Source organism: Secundilactobacillus sp. MJ173, assembly GCF_059704265.1.
On record NZ_BAAKGN010000038.1, the window covers coordinates 15,594 to 36,810 of the forward strand.

A 21,217-nucleotide genomic window follows, 5' to 3' on the forward strand; every position below is an offset into this window, starting at 1 on the left:
CAATTGGCAAGTTCTTTTACTTTTTATGCCGAACTTGACCTGCGTCAATTAACCCTATGCCAATTCGCTCTACACTGTAGATAATCAAATGATCAAAGGAGCGATCGATATGAAATTCCAACGTTATATTCAAAATCATCAAAATCAAATCACCCTGGCAAGTGCCATTCTGATTGCGATTGGTTTCGCCGGTAAGTACCTTCTAAGTTCAACTCTGGTTTATGACTGGGCATTCATCTTAGCCTCCATCATCGCAGCTGTACCAATTATGATTCACGCTTACCAATCATTACGCGTTAAGGTCATCAGTATTGAACTGCTAGTCAGTATCGCCGTGGTCGGGGCCTTCATCATTGGCGAATATAACGAATCAGCGATTGTGACTTTCCTCTTCTTGTTCGGGAGCTATCTGGAACAACGGACCTTATCCAAGACCCGTCAATCCATTAAGTCTCTGACACAAATGGCACCAGAAACCGCCGTTATTCTCCACGAAGACGGCACTCAAGAAGAAGTTGACATCGATGACGTTGACGAAGGCGATCACATTATGGTCAAGACCGGTGCTTCGGTACCAGTTGATGGCAACATCATTTCAGGCTCAGGCTACTTAGACGAATCAGTGATCACTGGTGAATCTAAAGCGGTGGCTAAAACCGCTGGCGATGCCGTTTTCTCCGGTTCAATCTTAGGCAACGGTACGTTAACCGTTGAAGCTACCAAAGTCGGTGAAGACACCACGTTCGGTAAGATTATTGAATTAGTTGAAGACGCTCAGGATGCAAAGTCCCCTGCTGAATCCTTCATTGATAAATTCGCCCAGTATTACACCCCAGCAGTGCTAATCATCGCCGCTCTGGTTTACCTCTTCACCCGTGATTTTCCAACCGCCATTACCGTCCTCGTGCTTGGCTGCCCAGGTGCCTTGGTTATTGGCGCCCCAGTTTCTAACGTAGCTGGTATCGGTAACGGTGCTAAACGTGGCATCCTGCTGAAAGGTGGGGCTGTCATGGATGATTTTGCAAAAGTTGATACCTTCGTCTTTGATAAGACCGGTACCCTGACCCTTGGGAACACCGCAGTTTCTGCAGTTAAAGACTACGCCGATGATTCAAAGGAAGCTTTGGCCTTAGTCGCTCGGGCAGAACGGTTATCCGATCACCCACTTGGCAAAGCAATTACCGATTATGCGACTCATGAGAAAGTTGATTTCGAACAATTAGACGTTGCTGAAAACGATACGGTTAAAGGTCAAGGCCTCACCGCAACCATCGACGGTCACCACGTTTTAGTTGGTAACTTGAAGATGATGAACGCTAACGACATCGCTTTAACCGATACACAAAAGTCTGATTTAACAGACGTCCAGCACACCGGTAGCTCAGTTGTTATGGTAGCTGTTGACGGCACATTGAAATTAATCCTCGGTGTTTCTGACACCATCCGTCCCGGCATCAAAGCACAGCTCCAAGCCTTACGTGACCACGGTGCTAAGCACTTAGTCATGCTGACTGGTGATAACAAGATCACCGCTCAATACGTTGCTGAACAAATCGGGCTTGACGAAGTTCACGCTGAACTCTTACCCGAAGAAAAGGTCGATTACATCAAGAAATTCAAGGATCAAGGCCGTACCGTTGCCTTCGTTGGTGATGGCATCAACGACAGCCCGGCAATTGCTACCGCACAAATCGGTATCGCCATGGGTAGCGGGACCGACGTGGCTATCGAAACTTCCGATGTTGTCCTCATGCAATCCAGTTTCGAAGCACTGGTTCACGCTTACGCCCTTTCTAAAAAGACGGTTATCAACACAAAGGAAAATATCGCCATCGCTATTGGTGTCGTCGTCTTCCTACTGATTGGTTTAATCGCCGGCTTCATTTACATGGCTAGTGGCATGTTCGTTCACGAAGCAAGTATCCTCGTGGTTATCTTCAACGCAATGCGGCTGATTCGTTACGGCAAGATGCCTACCCAAGCCCAACAAGCAGCTACTCAAAAAACTTCATTAACTTGATTTACGTCAATTTCAAATCAAGGAGAAGCGACTAAACTATAGATAATCAAAGAAATCAAGAACAACTAAAAAAGGAGATCGTTATTATGACAACAAAACGTGCGGTATTACAATTAGATGGTTTGACCTGCCCATCATGCATGACCAAGATTGAAAGTGCCTTGGCACATCAACCAGGCGTTGAGAAAGTAAAAGTACTCTTCAATGCCAGCAAAGCTAAAGCCGACTTCGATGACAGCCAAGTTTCCGCTGAAGAATTAGGCCAAGTAGTTGATAAATTAGGTTACGAAGTTAAGAAGATCAAGGTTAAGGACACCGTTGCAGCTAAGTAGTCGTGAACCAACAGACAGGAGGAACCAAAATATGACAACCGATTTAAAAGACGCAGTAGAAGAAAAGTACCAAGCCGAAGTGAAGCAAGCTGACATTGACCACCACACCCCAACCGCGGGTGCCATGACCGGCCACATCGTTGCCAATTTACGGGTGCTGGACGTGAAACTTCACCAGGCTAAATGGTTCATGAAGGGCTTCGAAGCCGTTGCGGTTCGCCCATTCTATGACGAACTTATCGACCAAGCTCGTAAAGACTATGATACCGTTGCCGAAGCCCTCTTAGACGAGAACGAGCTACCACCTTCGACTACTGAAGAATACAGCAACTACAAGATGTTAGACGAAGATGGTCGTAACAAGTACCTAACCACAGCCGAGATTGTGGACATCACCGCTCACGATTACAATACCGAAAATCTATTCGTCACCCGGGCAATCAAGTTGGCTGAAAAAGAAGACCGGCCAGCATTGGCTGCCACCTTAACCACCTTATTAAAGCAAAATAACCACGCCATTCAACAACTGCAAGCTATCTTAGGCCACACCGCTTGGGAAGGCTTAGTCGAAGAAGACGATGATGATGAAGACTAACAGAAACTGATTAAATTAAATGGCTGACCGCGAGTGGCCGATTTAATATCCGCTTTACCGAAAAATCCGATACTAGTGATGGTGTCGGATTTTTTGTTTTTTTAAAATAAAAACTTGTCGTATAATGAATAATCGTGCACTAATTAAAAGTAGGTCACTCACTTGTTTCACATGAAACATAACCTTACTGCTATTAGTACTCATCATTAGAAAGAAGAGAATTGAGGCAATAACGATGGAAGAACCACAATCAATTTCACGAAAAACCGTTTTACTCATGGCGATTGCCACTGGTATTATCGTCGCTAATCTAAACTTTATTCAGCCTATCGAAGGGTTGATTGCTAACGACTTTCACCTTTCCAAAGCCATTGTCGGCGTGTTGGCAATGCTGACGCAAATGGGTTACGCTGTTGGATTGTTATTAATCGTTCCCCTTGGCGATATTTTTGACCGTTACCATCTGATTCAATTCATGATGGTCTTATCAATTATTTCACTGTTAATCGCGTTCATATCACCCAATGCTGTGGTGTTCGCCATCGCTACCACGCTAATCGGCATCACCTCTGTGGCGCCACAAATCATTATCCCGTACGTCGGCTTTCTCGCCCCTGCCATGCAGCGTGGAAAAGTCCTGGGAACCGTCTTAAGCGGCCTTTTGACCGGGATTTTATTGTCGCGGTCCTTTAGTGGTTTGCTTGGTAGTGTCGTTGACTGGCAATACATTTATTTGATTGCAGCAATCATGGATCTCATCTTACTGCTAGTGGTTCATCAAGCAATGCCACGAGACCCCCGTGGCCATCAAAACTTAAGTTATGCCAACGTCATTAAATCGCTGCCTCGCCTGTTCACTACTCAGCGCCGACTGCGAGGGTCTTCGCTCAATGGCTTCACCATGTTCGCGGTTTCTAACGTCATGTGGTCAACCATTGCCTTCTACCTAGCTGATCAATATCATTTAGGCAGTAACGTTGCTGGCCTATTAGGCTTATTAGGGATTGCAGGCGTCTTAGCTGCTCCCTATATTGGTAACTTAGTCGACCACCGTTCACCACGTCTAACCATTGGATTATCGGTCTTCTTCTCCAGTTTGGCCTTTCTACTGTTCTGGTTAATCGGTCATTGGATGATTGGCCTAATCATCGGCATCATTCTACTGGACCTGGGAACTCAATTCAGTCAGGTTTCCAACCAAGCCATCGTTCAATCACTTAACCGTAAGGAAAGCAGCCGTAACAATTCCATTTTCATGTTCAGCTACTTCCTTGGCGGTTCATTAGGCACGTTATCAGCCACTTGGGCTTGGAGTATTGCTAAATGGAACGGTGTTTGTCTGGTGGCAGTCGTCTTTTTGGTCATCGCACTACTTGGACATTTGATTTTAAAAGAACCAGAAAAATTACACGATTAAGAGCTTTCAGAACAAAACATTAAAATTATCTGTGAAAATCATTTAATTTTCTAATAAAACGTGCTATCATTTACCATAAACTTAACACTAGATGCAATGAAGAGAAGAGTAGAAAGATCAGTAGGGTTGGATAGCGACCATCGTTGGTGAAAGGATGGACCAGAACATCTCTTGAAGATGAGCTCTGAGCAATTACCAAAAGTGAAAGCTTGCGGTACGTGTGAAACACGATAAAATTCCGGGCATGAATGTGCCTTAGAGGTAGCAGCGGCAACGTTGTTACGAATAAATGGGTGGTAACACGATTAAAAATCGTCCCTGTGCAGAATATTCTGTGCAGGGACGATTTTTTGTTTGGAAAGCGAGGGAAAACAGATGGTTGGATGCAATATAAATTTCATTCTTGGTGAGTTGCAACATGATTATCAGACTGGCGTCGTTCAGATGTTGGTGCATCATTCAACCAGCTGTGTTTCGCCAAAAATGAATTTCTTACTAAGAGATTTCTTTACAAAATGGCACTTGCTCAAAGGCGGTAATACGTAAAAACATCCTTTTATCGTGAAAATAGATTTTTAGTGGATTAATTGATTGTTTAAGGAGGTAAAAACATGTTAAAAACAGAAAAAGTTCAGGTAAATAAGGATGGTACCCGTCGTGGTCTATCCAACATTGCAGTTCAGATGATTGCGTTTGGTGGCTCGATTGGGACCGGACTCTTCTTGGGTGCCGGCAGTACGATTCACAGAACTGGACCATCAATTTTACTCGTTTATTTAATCATCGGTGGTTTCTTCTTCCTCATGATGCGTGCAATTGGTGAAATGATGTACTCCGATCCTGATCAACACACCTTCGTTTCATTTATCAGAAAGTACGTTGGCTCAAGGTTAGGAAAGTTTGCCGAATGGAGTTATTGGCTTGAACTGATTTTAGTTGCCAACGCTGAACTCATTGCGCTATCAACCTACGTCAAGTTTTGGTTTCCACACATTTCTGCTGGTTTAGTTCAACTGGGTTTCTGGGCCGTTTTGACCGGCGTTAACATTGCCATGGTCAGCTCATTTGGTCACTCTGAAACCTTCTTATCCGGAATTAAAATTTTTGCCATTATTGCGCTAATCTTAGTTGGTATCTATTTAGTGTTCACACATCATCAAAACCCCACCGGCACACATGCATCCTGGGGTAATCTCACTAACAATTTCACCATGTTTCCTAACGGTTTTCATCAGTTTATTATGGCTTTCCCAATGGTCTTCTTCGCCTTTCAAGGAATGGAATTCGTGGGAATTACTACCGCTGAAACTAAAGATCCCAAGCATGTTTTGCCCAAAGCCGTTAACCAAATCATTTTCAGAATCCTCTTATTCTACATTGGTTCGCTGATCGTGATTATGGCCATTACCCCTTGGCGCTCACTGGACCCATCCCAAAGTCCATTCGTTCAAATCTTCACTCTTGCTGGGTTGCCAGCCGCCTCTCAAGTCATCAACGTGGTGGTTATCGCTGCCGCAATGTCGACTTTGAACAGTTCTATTTTCTCAACTGGCCGTCATTTGTACCAGCTGGCATTGGAATCACACGCTAAACCGATGAAGGCCTTTACCAAAGTTTCGACCAACGGGATTCCAATCGTGGCCGTCTTGTTCTCAGCTGCCTGCATGCTGTTCGCACCCATTATCAGTGCTTTCAACACACTGAGCGCGGCGTTCACCTTCATCGCGTCTGTTTCCAGTGACATTTACATTCTGGTCTGCATCCTGACGATGGTGGCACACTACAAGTACCGTCGCTCCATCGATTTCCAGAACGATGGTTTCAAAATGCCTGGATACAAATGGAGCAACCCGCTAACAATCGGCTTCTTCATCGCCATCTTTGTAAGTCTGTTCTTCAGTCATGAATCCCTGTTACCAGCCATCGGTGCTATTATTTGGGCGATTGCGTTTAACTTGCTGCTTAAACGTGATAATGATAATGGATTAAGTGTTAAGACGCTGTAGTTTTGGATCAGCTATTTAATTGAATAGTTGCAATTTATTTAACGCAAGAAACGCCCCAGCTATACCGGCTGGGGCGTTTCTTGCTGTCAAAATTGCCTATTTTTTCTTTCGCCTTTTCCAAGCGAAATCTATGAGTTCTATCAGTGAAAAAAGGATGGCCGCACCAAGCATCTCGTGAATAAGTGAAGTGACGTATCTCCAAAAATAAAGATGTCCACTGATGATTAAATCGTAAGCGCCTTTGCCGATGATAAGCACCACAAGCAGAATCAACAGAATTGAAAGGTCAAACAAAATGTCACTGATAAATTTGCGCCACATCACTAACGACCCCCTCTTTAAATAATGTATAACTCATAGTTAGCTTATCATACTAAATCTGCTAATTTTTAAAAAATGGCCTGATCCTGCTGAATACAGAAGTCAAACCATCGTAACTGATTTAAAACCGTTAATAATTATCAATTGACACAACAAAATCTCTCCAGAAAACGATCACCATCAAGGGCTGTAGTTGAGCACGCTTTAAAAGTTTGTGGTATGAAAGGAAGTTTAGATAGCATTTAAATCGCTATGCGTGTCGATCCCCTAATCATAAATCGTCTGGCCAGAGAGATTTAATAATAAGCTAAGCGTTCCTATAAAGCGCTTACAAGTTGATTATAACACGGTTAAAGTTATTTTGATTAAATCACTATTTATGGATACTATTAGAAAAAGCATGAATGTACAATGAAAAAGCCTACCAGATTAGTGTTAGGCCTATTGGAATACATCTTGATTGAATTATATATACTATTAGTAATTAATTTAAAACTAACATTGTTGATTACATTTTAACTGAAAATAATGCTATTGATTCCTAAAATATTCATGAGGTATAAAACGAAGACTAAGGCATTAATGGCAGCTGAAATTAAAATGATTCCGTAAGAAAACGTCGCCGTGAAGAAGCCAAAAATCATGGGGTTACGATACTTTTTGCGTCGGTACGTAAAGGTCCAAATAAGTAACAGCAGTGTTGCGACAGCTTGAACGACTATTCCCAATACGTAAACGCCCATCGAGCCAGACTTGACCTGAAAGAAATAAGTAAAAGCGGTAATCACATCGATGATAATAGCTAATAGTGGCATGAGCAGCCCCTCCCTACTAATAAGTACTTCTATTATACACAACCTGATTAATCATGCTGGTCAAAAAGGCCGCGCCAGAAAATATCTAAGCGCGGACTTAACTTGTAACGTGAGAATCATTCTTCATGCTGCCTGTGCCAAGCTTTAATTTGATTAAACCGTTCTTTAAACCGCTTTTCGCGACCCTCATCTGTTGGTAAATAGTATTCATGCCCATCCACAGATGGCGGCATAGTCTTCATCGTGGTCAACTTATCCTTGGCATTATGCGCCAGTTCGTAGCCCTTGCCGTAACCCAGATCCTTCATCAGCTTAGTTGGTGCGTTACGAATCTGCAGCGGTACTGGGTCATTAGCCGTTTGCTTCACATCCTTGGCAGCTGCCAATCGTGCCTTATAGATGGCGTTTGATTTGGGTGCTAATGACAGATAAGTCACGGCTTCTACCAAATGAACGTCACACTCCGGCATACCGAGAAATTGACAGGCTTGAAACACGTTGATTGCGATGTTCAGTGCGTTCGTATCCGCTAAACCAATATCTTCGCTGGCAAATCTCACTAACCGCCTAGCGATATACAGCGGGTCTTCACCGCCTTCAAGCATCCGCGAAAGCCAGTATATCGCCGCATCCACGTCACTATTGCGCATTGATTTATGCAGAGCGGAAATAATATTGTAGTGTTCTTCGCCATTCTTATCGTAGAGCGAAAATTTTCTAGTAATTAACTGACTGAGATCCGACATAGTAACGGTGGTCTCACTGCCCTGCTTATCACCATTAAGTACCGCCATCTCCAACGTATTTAGGGCTGTTCTGGCATCTCCGTCAGCAAAATTGGCAATGGCTTGGACCTCATCGTCACTAATCTTGATGGTCTGATTGCCATAACCAGCCGGATTGCTGAGGGCGTTATTAAGCAGTGTCACGATGTCTTCTTGCTTCAGTTCGTGCAACACGAAAACCTTGCAGCGAGAAAGCAGCGCTGAGTTAATTTCAAACGAAGGATTTTCCGTCGTGGCACCGATTAAAGTAATACTGCCACGTTCAACGTAGGGTAAAAAGGCGTCCTGCTGGGCTTTATTAAATCGGTGAATTTCGTCCACAAATACCATCGTCCGCTGCCCCACTTCACGGTCTAGTTCAGCCTGTTTCATAATCTTTTTGATTTTACTGATGCTGCTATCAACCGCACTAAAACTCAGGTAACTAGAGTGCGTCTTGTGGGCAATAATTTCAGCTAACGTTGTTTTACCGACACCTGGGGGACCCCAAAAAATCATGGAGGAAACTTGATCGGTTTCGATAATCTCCCGCAAAATTTTGCCTTTACCTAAAAGGTGCTGCTGCCCAACAAATTGGTCTAAATCTTTAGGCCGCACCCGACTGGCAAGCGGGACATTCTGTGATTGATTAGAAAAAAGCGATTCTTGATGCATAGGTTAATCCACCTGCCTTCATCTTCTAGTGATGAAATTACACACCTTAATTATACGCTTTGCATCGGAAGCTACTTCATTTTCCTTCTATATAATAATACACAACCTCGAAACAGTATGGCATCCGTTTATTGATTATAATCCCACTCGAGTTCGACACGTCAATATAGCTTAATCGTGCTCTAAAACTTTCCCAAATGCGCTCAAACAAGCAAAGAGTTACATATAAGGGCTCAAAACAAAAATCCCCCAAAGTTCAGAGAATTTCCGTTTTGAGCCCTTATACGCCGCTCTTTAAACGCTTGTTTTCACACTCTAATTAATGATTATGAACCTGCTGTGCAGCAACACTGCGACGTGCAGCAAGTACAGGACGTAAGAAGTGAACACCTAAGCCCAAGGCCAAACCAACGACGGCTGGTACGACCCAGTCCATACCAAGATTTGCGAATGGCAACACGCTTTGCTGGAAACCAGCGACCGCTTTACCAAATGCACTTTGGCTCACAACTGCTGGGAAAGCATCCACCATGTCGAAGAAGGCTGGTACTGCGGTGAAGGCAACGACGAAGCCGTAAACCACACCATCACGATGGAACAGTGGTGAAAAGACGGACAACAAGATTAGTACCATGGCAAATGGGTACAGGAACATCAACATTGGTGTTGACCATGCGATGATGGTATCCAAACCGAAGTTAGCGGTTAAGAACGATGCCGCACACATGAATCCGAGCCATTGACGGTAGCTAACGCGACTGAAGTGTTTGTGGAAATCTTGTGCGAAAGCTGCAACCAAACCGATGGCAGTGGTTAAACAAGTGACGGTCAGAAGCGTTGCCAGCAGTGCGTGACCAAAAGTACCTAAATAATAAGTGACTAACTGGTTAAAGGCTACCCCACCGTCTGCAGAAACTTTGTATTTCCCTAATGTAGTTGCACCTAAGAAAATCAAACCAACGTAGATCACACCGATCATACTCGTAGCGAAAACCCCTGCACGGGCAGTGACTTTAGCGTTACTCGATGGCGTTGTCTTACCAAGTTGGTTAACGGCTGTCACAACGGTAACCCCGAAGGCTAAGCCGGCTAAAGCATCCATCGTATTGTATCCTTGTAAGAAACCGTTGAAGAATGAAGCGTGCTGATAGGCTGTAGTAGCGGCCATTTTGCTAACGTTGCCCATTGGGTGAGCAAAGCCCAGTGCAAAGACTGCGAATAGCATCAACAGAAATACTGGGTTTAAAACCTTACCAACACTGGTCATAACGTTAGATTCCTTATAGGAAACAAGAAAGGCGGTACCAAAGAAAAGCACTGAGAAAACTAACAAACCAACGTGTGCCCAACTGGCAGGAAGCAGTGGCTGAACCCCAACTGAGAATGGAATCGTAGCCGTCCGAGGTGTCCCGAATAGCGGCCCAATAGTGGCATGAATCATAACCATGAAGACCAACGCGAACGCTGGACCAAGGGGACGACCAATGTCATAAACACCCTTTGACCGAGTAACGGCAACGGCAAGCACTGACAGCATCGGTAGCAACACCGCAGTAACTAGGAATCCAACGGTAGCCATGCCCCAGTGAGCACCAGCTAATTGGCCTAAATGAATTGGGAAAATCAAGTTCCCGGCACCGAAGAAAAGTCCGAATAACATTGAGCTGACGACTAAGTATTGTTTAACCGATAACGGTTTTGGGTTTAAATCTTTGACCTGTTCCATGATTGAAGACCTCCGTAATATGTGTATGATTGCTAAATAATCGAGAATTCATTTGGTACTGACTAATATGACTAATCTGATCTTCCATGGATAACCACCACCTTTATATGTTTGATACGCTATGTAAACTAAAAAGCACCCTCAGTTCACAATTCATGTAAACTAAGGGTGCTTCTGCACTGTACCACCTTATTTTGTTATTTTATCGCTAAAATAACCTCTTCACGTACGGCCACAAGGACGATACGCTAACTCGATAATGGGAGTGCCCAACGTACGTTACTTAAATTCGGTACGTCGCTCAAAAGGGATGTTCGCTGTCCAACTCTGGCTTCCTCTCACCAAACGAAGCTCGCTTACAGGTTGCTGAACAGTTACTTAACTTTCTCATAGCGTTTTGTAATTAATTTAACAACCCTCATACTAACCACTTCACATGAGGATGTCAACATCAGATTTTAATTTTTTTGCCACTTCACTTTAATTTTGCAGCTTCACCCCCGCTAAAACTGTGGTACTTTGGCTTCATAAGCTTCAATTTGATAATGGTGCCAGATTACTGACATCAAAGTTCACCACCCGGTCAAAAGCTGATTCATCATCCGTGTAATACTGTTGCCAATATTCTTGAAAACAAATCAGTGAAGTTACAGGATCACATCCCGTTACTATCGTTTTCATGAAATGACATCATTTTCAAATATTCTTTTTCACATAAATATATTCCATGGACCATCATACATAATTGGAATATTAGAGACATACCCACCAATTTGTCATGACGAAATAGACTAGATATGCTATACTACTTAAGAAATTATGAATTTGTTATAACGAAAGGAACCATTTGAACTCATGAACGAAATCAAATCACAGCGTCAAATCATCCAGGTTGGTAACTCATTAGCCATTACAATTCCCGCAAACATTGCCCGCAAACTAGAAGTTCAAAAGGGAGATGACATCGACGTCTCTTTCCGTAACAACGTGCAGCTCGATGCTCACTTTTTCCAAAGCTTGGAAACGGTCATCGATCAGTTTGAAGGAACACTGAATCAACTACAGGGGGACATGTAATGCGTTATTTAACAGCAGACGAATTAGTTGCTATTAATAGTCGTTTAGCTATCAGAGCTGGCAAGCAACCCGGTATCAAAAACGCTGACCAACTGGATAAAGTCATTGCGGTACCACAATCTAATGCTTATGATCAAAATTTACACGAGATGGTCGCCAATAAAACTGGGTTTTTACTAGATGCCATCATTTCCGGTAAACCATTCGTCAATATGAATCTGCAAACCGCTGCGATTGCGGTGGCTACTTTAGCAGATTTAAACGATTACGAACTGACCTTCACTAATGCTGAATTTGTCGATCTTGTGAACCGCGACAACAACAAAGAAGTTGAAGCAACGGAGCTATTTACTATTTTCAACAATCATTTGAAGCAAAAATAAGCGTTATCCCAATTTTATGCGGGACAACGCTTTTTTAGATTCATTAAAATATCAACTCTGCGGAATTTTTAACTGTTTTAAATCTTTCACAAAGTGTTCTTCATCAGGTGTAAGAACATAGCCCTGACGCGTCACAATCGACACGTTGAATCGCTCAGCTACCGGATCCAGGACCTTTAAGCAAGCCAGCTCTGCTTCATCGTTAGGACTAACAACGTCACGAGCCAACAAACTAATCCCCAAATTTTCTTTAACTAAACTAGTAATCCAGGAAATATCTGGCGTCTTATAAATGACTGGCGGATTAATCCCCGCAAACTGACAATATGCTCTAAATGCTGCCGGATGAACGAACTTGCGATTTAACATAATAAACTCTTCATTCGCCAACTCTTTAAAAAACACACTGCCCTGATTAGCCAGCCGATGGTGCCGACTGACCACGACCACGAATGGCCGGCTGCCAATGTGAATGACATTGAGCGAAGGATCATGCAGCGGCAGTACCGAAGCCAGCAAAGCAATATCAGTTTCGCCATCTTTCACCGAATTAAGTAAACCACCAGAACCGGTTTCAACAACGTCTAGACGCTGCAGCAGACCATCCTTCAGCAGCTGACCAGCTAATGACGGAAAGTATAGTGAGCCGATGATTGGTGGCAGGCCAAAACGGATGCGAGATAACTTAGCGTTGTCAATTTCTTGATGGGCTAAATTTAGACTGGCCGTAATCGTGGTGGCCTTTTCGTACAATAATAAACCGGACCGCGTGATTTCGGTTCGACTGTGAGCCCGGTCCACGTGGACTAATTCATCTTCAAATTCCCGTTCCAATCGCTTCACCGCTTGCGTGACGGTGGGCTGTGAAACGTTAAACGCCTTCGCAACGGCAGTAAAATTTCGCTTTTCAACTAAGGCTTTAAAATAAGCTAGGTCTTTGGTGTTCATCCGCAAATCTCCTCAGATTAAATCATTCACCATAGCTTATCACAAATTAAAAAGTTGTGCCTACTTCACTAGTAGGTACAACTTTTTTAAGTTACGCTTTAAATGTTTACCACATACCAAGCACTTTCATCCAGATGGAACCAACACCGCCCCAAATCACGATGTAGACCAGACCTAGAATGAAGTTTAGACGCCACCAGTCGCTTTGCTTGTTGTAACCAGCACCGAACAATGCTGAAGCAGGACCGTTTGCATATTGCGTGGTTGAACCGAAAATGGCGCCGGTAAAACCAAGAATCATCGCTGCAAAGGTTGCTGGAGCACCCGCAGAAATAGCAACGGCCAATAAAGCACCGTACATAGCGGTAACGTGCGCTGTTCCTGAAGCAAAGAGATAATGGCTGTAGAAGTAGAACAGAACCAATACCACAAGAACGATTTCCCAACTCATGCCGTGAAGGCTGTTACCCAAAGCTTTTGATAACCAAGGGATAAAGCCCAAAACGTTTAATTCGTTGGCCATAAAAATCAGGATTGAGAACCAGATGATGGTGTTCCATGCACCCGTTTCATTTAAAATATCCTTAATACTTAAAACACCGGTCAATAGCAGTAAAACAACAGCTAAGAAGGCAACTGTCGAAGCTTCTAGACCAACAAAGCTAGAGATCATCCAGAGGAATAAAGCAATTACGAAAACGCCAGCCATAATCTTTTCGGGTAATGACATCTTACCCATGTCGGCTAACTCTTTGTCAGCCCATTCTTTGGCATTTGGTGTTTCCTTAATTTCAGGTGGATACAGCTTGTAGATTAACCATGGAATCAACAGTAAGCAGATCACACCAGGAACCAGTGCGGCAATAAACCAGCCCATCCACGAAATCTGGACGTGCATCCCCTTAGCTAAAGCAACGGCAACCAAGTTAGGTGCCATAGCAGTCATGAACATCCCGGAAGTGATAATATCACCGTGGAATTCAGTAAACATCAGGTATGAACCAATCTTGCTTTGCGTCCCATCTTTAGGTGATGAGCCAAAAGTCTCTGACAGAGATTCGATGATTGGCATTACGATCCCACCTGCACGAGCCGTATTACTTGGTGTTGCTGGTGCGGTGACGAGATCTACACCAATCAAAGCATAGGATAAGCCAAGCGTCCGTTTACCAAATAAGCGAACGAAGATCAGGGCAATTCGACGTCCCAAACCTGTATTAATGAAACCACGTGACAGGAAGTAAGCCATCCCAATCATCCAAACGGTATCATTACCAAAACCTGCGGCTGCATCTTCCATCTTCACAACGCCTAGTAATACAGATAACGTAATTCCAATAAGTGCTGACCCTGCGATAGGCAGGGGTTGAGTAATACATGCAAGAATAGTGGCGATAAAAATAGCTAACATGTGCCAAGCTACAAGCGAAACAGCAGCCGGCTTAATTGGTGCCAAGAACCAGATAATCAAACCGACAACTATCGGCAAGATAAATTTTTTATAATTAACTTTATTGAGTGTCATTTTCCACGCTCTCCCATATCTATCAAACGTTATTTTTCGTTAATGTAGTTGAAAACCTGTTCACCGGCTTGACGCCCAAAAATAACAGTTTCAGCGATTGAATTACCGCCGATCCGGTTATTGCCGTGAAGGCCACCAACAATTTCGCCGGCAGCGTAGAGGCCCTTGATAGCTTGCCCATCTTCATTAAGTACTTCAGTCTTATGGTTGATTGCAATGCCACCCATGGTGTAATGAACAGCTGGTGCGATGTGAATGGCAAAGAATGGCGCCGTTGTAATATCGCGATCCATCCCTGTAGTGCGACCAAACGCTGAATCATTTTGATCAGCAACGGCAGTATTCCAGTCGCTAACGGCCTGCTTTAACGCATCCGCATCAAAGCCCAGCTGACTTGCTAAATCATCCAATGACTGACCCGTGTGGACCAAGCCGATTGAATCGTAAAATTCAACGGCTTTAGCACGGTCACGAATGCCTTGGTCAAAAATCAAATAGGCGCCGTTTTCATTCAGACCGTCGATTGCAGCAGTAACGTTCTTCCGGGTATCCAGTTCGTTAACGAACCGGTCACCATGCTTGTTCACTAAGATGGCACCTTCACCACGAACGGCTTCACCGATCAAGTAAGCGTGAGGCGTGTCTTGTTGAACCGTTGGGTGAACTTGAACTTGATCCATATCGACTAACTTTGCACCCAAGGCTTGGGCAAGTTTAATGCCATCACCGGTTGCGCCGGGTTGGTTAGTCGTCTGCATCCCCTTCAAATCAGGACGGTACTTTGCCAGCATATCTTGGTTAGCACCAAAGCCACCAGCAGCCAGAATAACAGCATCTGCCGTCAACGGACCGCTTTGCTTCCCAGTTGTGGCACGCACACCGGTGACTTTACCGGCTTCATCAGTGGTTAATTCGGTCACCTTAAGACCGGCAAATAGTGGAATATGTGCCTTTTGAACTTGTCTCAACAGTTCAGTCACTAGGAAACCACCAATTGCGGCCAATGAATGAGGCCGGTGAGTCCGCATCTTGCTCATGCCACCAGTGATCGTGATTTCATCTAATTGAATATCATGATCTGCTAGCCAGTCGATTGCTAACGCAGCGTGTTCACTGAAGTATTTCAGCAACTCAGTGTTGTTTTGGCCACCGCCGCCCTTTAAGGTTTCATCGTAGAATTCTTGGAAACTGTCCACCACGTGGTGCTTTAACTGGACGTTCGTTTCAGCAGCATTCATCCCTGATGAAGCCCGGTTGGTGTTACCACCTAATTTATCCATTTTTTCAAGGATAACGGGTTTTAGTCCTAACTCATGTGCCTGAATGGCAGCCGTCATTCCAGCTGCGCCTGAACCAATCACAATCACGTCGTAATGCTTACGCAACTTCGTGAGTGAGGTTGGTTGAAAATGAAATTTTTCAGCCATTTTTATGCTCCTGTTCCTAATCAATTGTGTTGTTAAGTTTACTTTTGATCAATGTTAGTCATGTTGATTGGCACAACCCACTTATCATACTCTTCTTCTGTCAATAAGCCTGACTTCAAAGCGGCTTCTTTCAAAAGGGTGCCTTCCTTTAAGGCTTCTTGTGCAATCGTAGCACTTTCGTGGTAACCGATATGTGGTGACAATGCCGTAACCGTCATCAGTGAGCGGTCGACTAATTCTTCCATCCGTTCTGAGTTGACAGTCAAACCATGGATCATCTTATCAGCAAAACCACGCATGGTACCGGCCAGTAATTCAGCTGATTCAAGGAATGCAGAAATCAGAACTGGTTTGTAAACGTTCATTTCAAAGTTACCTTGACTTGATGCCAAATCAACGACGACATCGTTACCCATAACACGTACAGCTGCCATGGTGATAGCTTCAGCTTGGGTTGGGTTAACCTTCCCAGGCATAATTGAAGAACCAGGTTCGTTAGCAGGAATATTCAATTCGCCATAACCGGCACGTGGACCTGAAGCCAAGAAACGCACATCGTTAGCAATCTTCATCAGATCAGCAGCAAGCGTCTTGATGGCCCCATGGACAACGTTTAAGCCAGAGTGATGTGCCAAGCCATAGAATTTGTTGGTGTCAGCAGTGAAGTGAAGGCCGTATACTTCACCCATCTTGTCAGCAATAATGCCGGCAAACCCAGGTGCAGCGTTCAAACCAGTACCAACTGCAGTACCACCCATTGCTAATTCACTAAGGGTCTTACCTAAAGTTTGCAGATAATCCAAATCATGTTCTAGGGCACTGACCCAGCCAGAAACTTCTTGGCCAAAGGTTAATGGGGTTGCATCCTGCAAGTGAGTCCGGCCAATTTTAACCGTCTTCCAGTATTTTTCTTGTTTAACTTTTAATTCATCGATTAAATGCTGAGTTGATTCTTCCAAGCTGCTAACAGCCTTTGCAGCGGTAATATTCATGGCTGTTGGGAAGATATCGTTTGAGCTTTGACCCTTGTTAACATCATCATTGGGTAAAATTTCAATCTCAGCATTAAGCTTAGCTGCTTGGTGGGCTACCACTTCGTTAACGTTCATGTTGGTTTGAGTTCCTGAACCAGTTTGATAAACGACCAGTGGAAAGTCCTTACGTAAATCTTCGTCATCAAGTGCCAGCAACGTATCGATCGCTTCAACAATCAAATCAGCTTTAGCACCGTCAATGTTTTTTAACTCTTTATTAGCAGTGGCTGCGGCTTTTTTAATCTGTAATAGTGCCTTAATGATCTCAAGTGGCATCTTTTCGCCAGTTGGGAAGTTGTTACGACTTCTTTCAGTTTGCGCACCCCAGAGTGCGGTGGAAGGGATCTTAACTTCGCCAATCGTGTCTGATTCAATTCTGTAGTCTGCCATGTTTTTGACCTCCATTGATTTTGTGACGGATATATAAGTAACAACAGCTAAAATTTCGTGATATTATTCACTAACATGTTTAGGATAATAACTGATGTCTGTTATAGTCAAATATTCACGACGTTATTACGATTCGTTATGAGGTTGATATATCAGCGTTTAAAAGGATAATTTAGTAGTTTTACATTTTTTTACAATTCAAATGAATTTTATTCGTATTAGTTTACAAATTCACACCCATTCATTGAAAGCGATTTCAATCAGGCTAATCTTAATTTTGCAGACAATTTAATCAGTTTTGTATGATTATCGTCTCCTTTATAGTAAAATTAATTTCTAATTAGATTCATTTTGGTGCGTTATCTTAGGAGGTAAACTTTTTGTTTCGCTTTAAACACTTACTGATCGGCCTTTTGATTATCGTTGCTGGCGGCTGGTTAACAGCTTGCGGTAACCAAAACAGACAAACTCAACCTATCGAGAAACTGGCATTGATCAAATCGGGCCAGACTGACCAACCACGTATCTGGTATCATGTTTCCCAATCTCATAGTCACGTCACAGCTAAAGACACAGTTAATGCCCTATTTGTCCTTAGAAAGGGTAAAGCAACCACCTATATGCTGCCAACAGGTAAGGATAAGGTGACCTTAAAGCAACTATCTAACATGTCTACGTCAGACCAGCTTAATTGGGTAAAAAATCAGGATAAACAAGCCTTTCAGGCAGGTGTTGCCACGCAGCAAGATAAGGTTGCTAGCAGTATCGCTGGCATCAAAACAGACATCAAGCGGCTGCAAAAATCACATAGTGAACCGTCTCAAGTTAAAGCATTGCAGCAATACTTAAAGATCAACGAGGCGATTCATGATAATCCGAGCAAGTATGCAGTCCCAGTCGCCTACCCTTTGACGGCTGTTCAGCAGTCTCACGGTGAACAGTTCGGGCTGAAACTCTATCCAGTTAGAACAGTTCAGTACGGCGATGCTAACGTGATTATGGCCAGTGAACTTTCACTATCTAACTACACTTTTAATAAACGTATTCAGCCTCAAAAAATCAGTGAGCGCTATTATGCCGGCTATCGATCTACCATCAACGATAACCACTATCTGATCCTAACTCGGGCCACAAAACAGACACGCATCGTTTATGATAAGCAAAAAACGACGGGTGTTTCTAAGCCGGTTGCGGCAGAATAGAAGCAATTGCCAAAAAAAGAGTCCGGCACCAGTTAGCTTAACTGATTGCCGGGCCCTTTTTAGTCTGATTACCGAACAAGTTGTATAAACACCCTATACTAAACGTTTAACACTGCCTCGCTCAGTAATCTTAACGGGTAAAAATTCTTGTTTATTTTTAGCCGATTGCTCTTTTAAATCTAATTGTCTGATACGCTGAACACCTGCGATACCCATTTGATAAAAATCCTGGGAAACACTGGTTAATTGCGGTTGAGCAATCTCACACATTTCAGTGCCGTCAATACTCATAATTGATAAGTCATCAGGAACTTTCATACCAAACAAGCGAGCTTGATTCATGATGCCAACTGCAACCATGTCACTGGCTGCAACAACGCCTGTCAAATCCGTATGTTCACCGTACTGTTGCATTACCTTTAACCCTGAGGCATAGCTATAATCACCAGGTTGAATCCAACTATCTTGAGGTGTCACACCAACTTCAGAAAGCGCCTGTCTATAGCCCAATAACCGTAATCGGCCAGTGTATGGGTAACGATCAATTCCGGCCAAGCCAATACGACGATGGCCCCTATCAATTAAAAATTTAGTTGCTTGATACCCAATTTTCTTATCATCTGAGCTTATGAAAGGCCGATTGTCATCAAATGCCATTGATAAAAAGCAAAATGGAATTCCGGATTCTTTTACAAGTGCTAAGTTGTCATCGGAAAGTGCCATCGACAAAAGCATAATTCCCATTACTGGGCGCTCAATAACCGTCATCAAAGCACTTCTTTGCTCAGCGTAATCGGCACTATGAGAGTAAACGACGATTAACTTGTACCCATACTTAGCCGCTTCTTTTTGAATGCCATCGATGACTTCACCTGCAAAATTGGTTTTGACAGAACTCACAACGGCCGCAATAACGTTACTGTGTTGCTTAACTAATTCAGCAGCTGATTGATTCTTTTTATAGCCCAATTCTTGGGCAGCTGCTTTCACTTTTTTAACTGTTTCTGGTGTGTAAAAATCTGATTTATTTGATAGCACCCGTGAAACCGTTGACGGAGAAACCCCGACCTTTTTTGCAATATCCTTAATAGTAATCACTGGCACCATCTCCCCTTATGATGTGACTTAACAATTTATAGTTTGAACGATCTAGAATTACACACGATCTCTATAAATTACTTACCTTCATGCACAATAGCCACTGAGAATCCACCAATAATCATTGCTACAAAGCCGAAGATCATCATCATTGGTTGACTGTTCCCTAATAGAGGGAAGAGCCAGAAACTAAGTAATGACCCAATAATTTGTGGCATGCAGACAGCGATGTTGAATAATCCCAGATAAGAACCTTCATTTTGACCATCCAATGAAGACGTTAACATAGTAAATGGCAAAGTGTTAATCGTAAAGTTCCCAATACCATACAAAGCAAATGCAGCAAGTGCGATCCACTGATTGTGTGTGAGCGCTACGATGATGATACTGATTGCATCCGCAAACAATCCGAATGAATACCAGAATTTACGTTGGTTAGGTTTTGTTTTAGCATAAAACAGTCCCCAAAGCAATGCTGCAACACTGTAAAAGGCTGTCATAACACCATACCAGTTACCTGCTGATTGAAAGCCAGAAGAGGCTGGATTAGTCGTGTTCCAAATGTTTTTAGCCATTGCTCCGGTTGCATAAGTCCAAGTATACATAATACCAATCCAACTAAAGAGTTGAACAACAGCTAATTCCCAAAACGAACGAGGCGCACGTTTCAATAATTGCCATAAACTAACCGTACTCTTTTTAGCTTTAACGGCAATTTGATGGTACTTAGCATACGTCTCTGGATCATATTCATGAACGTTAAAAATCGTATATGCACAAGTAATGAGTAACATTCCAGCACCAATTAAATATGCCCAAATAACAGTGTCCGGAACTTTACCTTTGCTAGCTGTATTAGCCACACCAATTTTGGCTAACAAGTATGGTAATAAAGCGGCTAAAATGCCACCGGCATAACTAAAAATCTGTTGCCATGACCAAGCGGAATTCTTTTGTTTGTTATTAACCATATCACCAGCCAACATTCTGAATGGTGCCAAACAAATATTACTAAACATATCCATTAATGCAATTGCGACTGCGGCGTATATCAATGCCGTTAGCGACCCATATCCAAAACCGAAAGATCCGGTAAATGGTAGCATCACCATTACAATAGCAGTAATCGGCGCACCTACTAACAAGTAGGGAATCCGGCGTCCAAATTTAGTCCATGTGCTATCAGAATACTTTCCTAACAACGGTTGAACAATCATACCCAACAATGGTGGTAACAGGAAAAAGAAACCTAAACTACTTGGATTCACACCAATTGTCTGAGTAATCCGACTCATTTGTGAGCCTTGCAATGTAAACGCCATATTGACGCCAAAACAGCCGACAGTCATCGCTAAAATAGCTTTTATTGGTAAAGTTGGTAGATTATCATCAGCAACTTGTACTGGTTCCGGCTTCTTTCCTTTTTTTAAAGTAGCCGTTGAAGATTTTTCCATGTTTTTCA

General features: G+C 43.2%; 19 protein-coding genes and 1 other annotated feature. Of the genes, 8 read left to right on the top strand and 11 right to left on the bottom strand.

Features of this window, described 5'->3' with window-relative positions; translation table 11 throughout:
• The first annotated feature begins 109 nt into the window (after nt 1-109).
• The 5 genes from AC6H04_RS06290 (at nt 110) to AC6H04_RS06310 (ending at nt 6,370) form a co-directional block, all read left to right on the top strand.
• Nucleotides 110-2,020: a heavy metal translocating P-type ATPase gene (locus AC6H04_RS06290; protein ID WP_497570888.1), complete on the top strand. Its 1,911-nt coding sequence runs from the start codon at nt 110-112 to the stop codon at nt 2,018-2,020.
• Nucleotides 2,021-2,106: 86 nt separating this feature from the next.
• Nucleotides 2,107-2,352: a heavy-metal-associated domain-containing protein gene (locus tag AC6H04_RS06295; RefSeq protein WP_497570889.1), complete on the top strand. Its 246-nt coding sequence runs from the start codon at nt 2,107-2,109 to the stop codon at nt 2,350-2,352.
• Nucleotides 2,353-2,383: 31 nt separating this feature from the next.
• On the top strand, nt 2,384-2,947 hold the full coding sequence (locus tag AC6H04_RS06300; RefSeq protein WP_497570890.1) for a ferritin-like domain-containing protein: 564 nt from the start codon (nt 2,384-2,386) through the stop codon (nt 2,945-2,947).
• A gap of 235 nt (nt 2,948-3,182) precedes the next feature.
• Nucleotides 3,183-4,364, top strand: coding sequence for an MFS transporter (locus tag AC6H04_RS06305; RefSeq protein ID WP_497570891.1), 1,182 nt, complete (start codon nt 3,183-3,185; stop codon nt 4,362-4,364).
• Between the two features lie 611 nt (nt 4,365-4,975).
• A complete protein-coding gene (locus tag AC6H04_RS06310) occupies nt 4,976-6,370 on the top strand; it encodes an amino acid permease (RefSeq protein ID WP_497570892.1) in 1,395 nt (464 codons plus the stop codon).
• A 96-nt stretch (nt 6,371-6,466) separates the two neighbouring features.
• Here the strand turns inward: AC6H04_RS06310 and AC6H04_RS06315 are convergent, their stop codons facing one another.
• From AC6H04_RS06315 to AC6H04_RS06335, 5 genes are all read right to left on the bottom strand, one after another.
• Nucleotides 6,467-6,691 (bottom strand): hypothetical protein, encoded by a 225-nt coding sequence (locus tag AC6H04_RS06315; RefSeq protein ID WP_497570893.1) that lies wholly within the window; start codon nt 6,689-6,691, stop codon nt 6,467-6,469.
• A 515-nt stretch (nt 6,692-7,206) separates the two neighbouring features.
• A complete protein-coding gene (locus AC6H04_RS06320) occupies nt 7,207-7,506 on the bottom strand; it encodes a hypothetical protein (RefSeq protein WP_497570894.1) in 300 nt (99 codons plus the stop codon).
• Between the two features lie 116 nt (nt 7,507-7,622).
• Nucleotides 7,623-8,945, bottom strand: a complete 1,323-nt coding sequence (locus AC6H04_RS06325; protein ID WP_497570895.1) for a replication-associated recombination protein A — start codon at nt 8,943-8,945, stop codon at nt 7,623-7,625.
• Nucleotides 8,946-9,264: 319 nt separating this feature from the next.
• Complete coding sequence (gene brnQ / locus AC6H04_RS06330; protein ID WP_497570896.1) at nt 9,265-10,671, bottom strand: branched-chain amino acid transport system II carrier protein; 1,407 nt, start codon at nt 10,669-10,671, stop codon at nt 9,265-9,267.
• Nucleotides 10,672-10,832: 161 nt separating this feature from the next.
• Nucleotides 10,833-11,071: a binding site (T-box leader), on the bottom strand.
• Between the two features lie 134 nt (nt 11,072-11,205).
• A complete protein-coding gene (locus tag AC6H04_RS06335) occupies nt 11,206-11,352 on the bottom strand; it encodes a hypothetical protein (protein WP_497570897.1) in 147 nt (48 codons plus the stop codon).
• 174 nt (nt 11,353-11,526) lie between these two features.
• Here AC6H04_RS06335 and AC6H04_RS06340 point away from each other — a divergent pair, with 174 nt between their 5' ends.
• Together AC6H04_RS06340 and AC6H04_RS06345 are read left to right on the top strand one after the other, a co-directional pair.
• Nucleotides 11,527-11,748, top strand: coding sequence for an AbrB/MazE/SpoVT family DNA-binding domain-containing protein (locus AC6H04_RS06340; protein WP_497570898.1), 222 nt, complete (start codon nt 11,527-11,529; stop codon nt 11,746-11,748).
• Nucleotides 11,748-12,131 (top strand): hypothetical protein, encoded by a 384-nt coding sequence (locus AC6H04_RS06345; protein WP_497570899.1) that lies wholly within the window; start codon nt 11,748-11,750, stop codon nt 12,129-12,131. Before AC6H04_RS06340 ends, AC6H04_RS06345 begins: the two co-directional genes overlap by 1 nt.
• Before the next feature lie 51 nt (nt 12,132-12,182).
• Here AC6H04_RS06345 and AC6H04_RS06350 read toward each other — a convergent pair whose 3' ends face one another.
• From AC6H04_RS06350 to AC6H04_RS06365, 4 genes are all read right to left on the bottom strand, one after another.
• Nucleotides 12,183-13,079, bottom strand: coding sequence for a LysR family transcriptional regulator (locus AC6H04_RS06350; RefSeq protein ID WP_497570900.1), 897 nt, complete (start codon nt 13,077-13,079; stop codon nt 12,183-12,185).
• A gap of 106 nt (nt 13,080-13,185) precedes the next feature.
• Nucleotides 13,186-14,604 (bottom strand): anion permease, encoded by a 1,419-nt coding sequence (locus AC6H04_RS06355; RefSeq protein WP_497570901.1) that lies wholly within the window; start codon nt 14,602-14,604, stop codon nt 13,186-13,188.
• A 29-nt stretch (nt 14,605-14,633) separates the two neighbouring features.
• Nucleotides 14,634-16,031, bottom strand: coding sequence for a flavocytochrome c (locus AC6H04_RS06360; protein WP_497570902.1), 1,398 nt, complete (start codon nt 16,029-16,031; stop codon nt 14,634-14,636).
• Nucleotides 16,032-16,069: 38 nt separating this feature from the next.
• Nucleotides 16,070-17,455, bottom strand: coding sequence for a class II fumarate hydratase (locus tag AC6H04_RS06365; protein ID WP_098823406.1), 1,386 nt, complete (start codon nt 17,453-17,455; stop codon nt 16,070-16,072).
• A gap of 380 nt (nt 17,456-17,835) precedes the next feature.
• Here AC6H04_RS06365 and AC6H04_RS06370 point away from each other — a divergent pair, with 380 nt between their 5' ends.
• On the top strand, nt 17,836-18,657 hold the full coding sequence (locus AC6H04_RS06370; RefSeq protein WP_497570903.1) for a hypothetical protein: 822 nt from the start codon (nt 17,836-17,838) through the stop codon (nt 18,655-18,657).
• A gap of 93 nt (nt 18,658-18,750) precedes the next feature.
• On the opposite strand, the gene AC6H04_RS06375 is transcribed toward AC6H04_RS06370, so the two are convergent.
• Both AC6H04_RS06375 and AC6H04_RS06380 read right to left on the bottom strand, forming a co-directional pair.
• Nucleotides 18,751-19,764, bottom strand: a complete 1,014-nt coding sequence (locus AC6H04_RS06375; protein WP_497570904.1) for a LacI family DNA-binding transcriptional regulator — start codon at nt 19,762-19,764, stop codon at nt 18,751-18,753.
• Nucleotides 19,765-19,832: 68 nt separating this feature from the next.
• Nucleotides 19,833-21,209 carry an SLC45 family MFS transporter gene (locus AC6H04_RS06380; protein ID WP_497570905.1) on the bottom strand — a complete coding sequence of 459 codons (1,377 nt, stop codon included), beginning with the start codon at nt 21,207-21,209 and terminating at the stop codon, nt 19,833-19,835.
• Nucleotides 21,210-21,217: the final 8 nt, after the last annotated feature.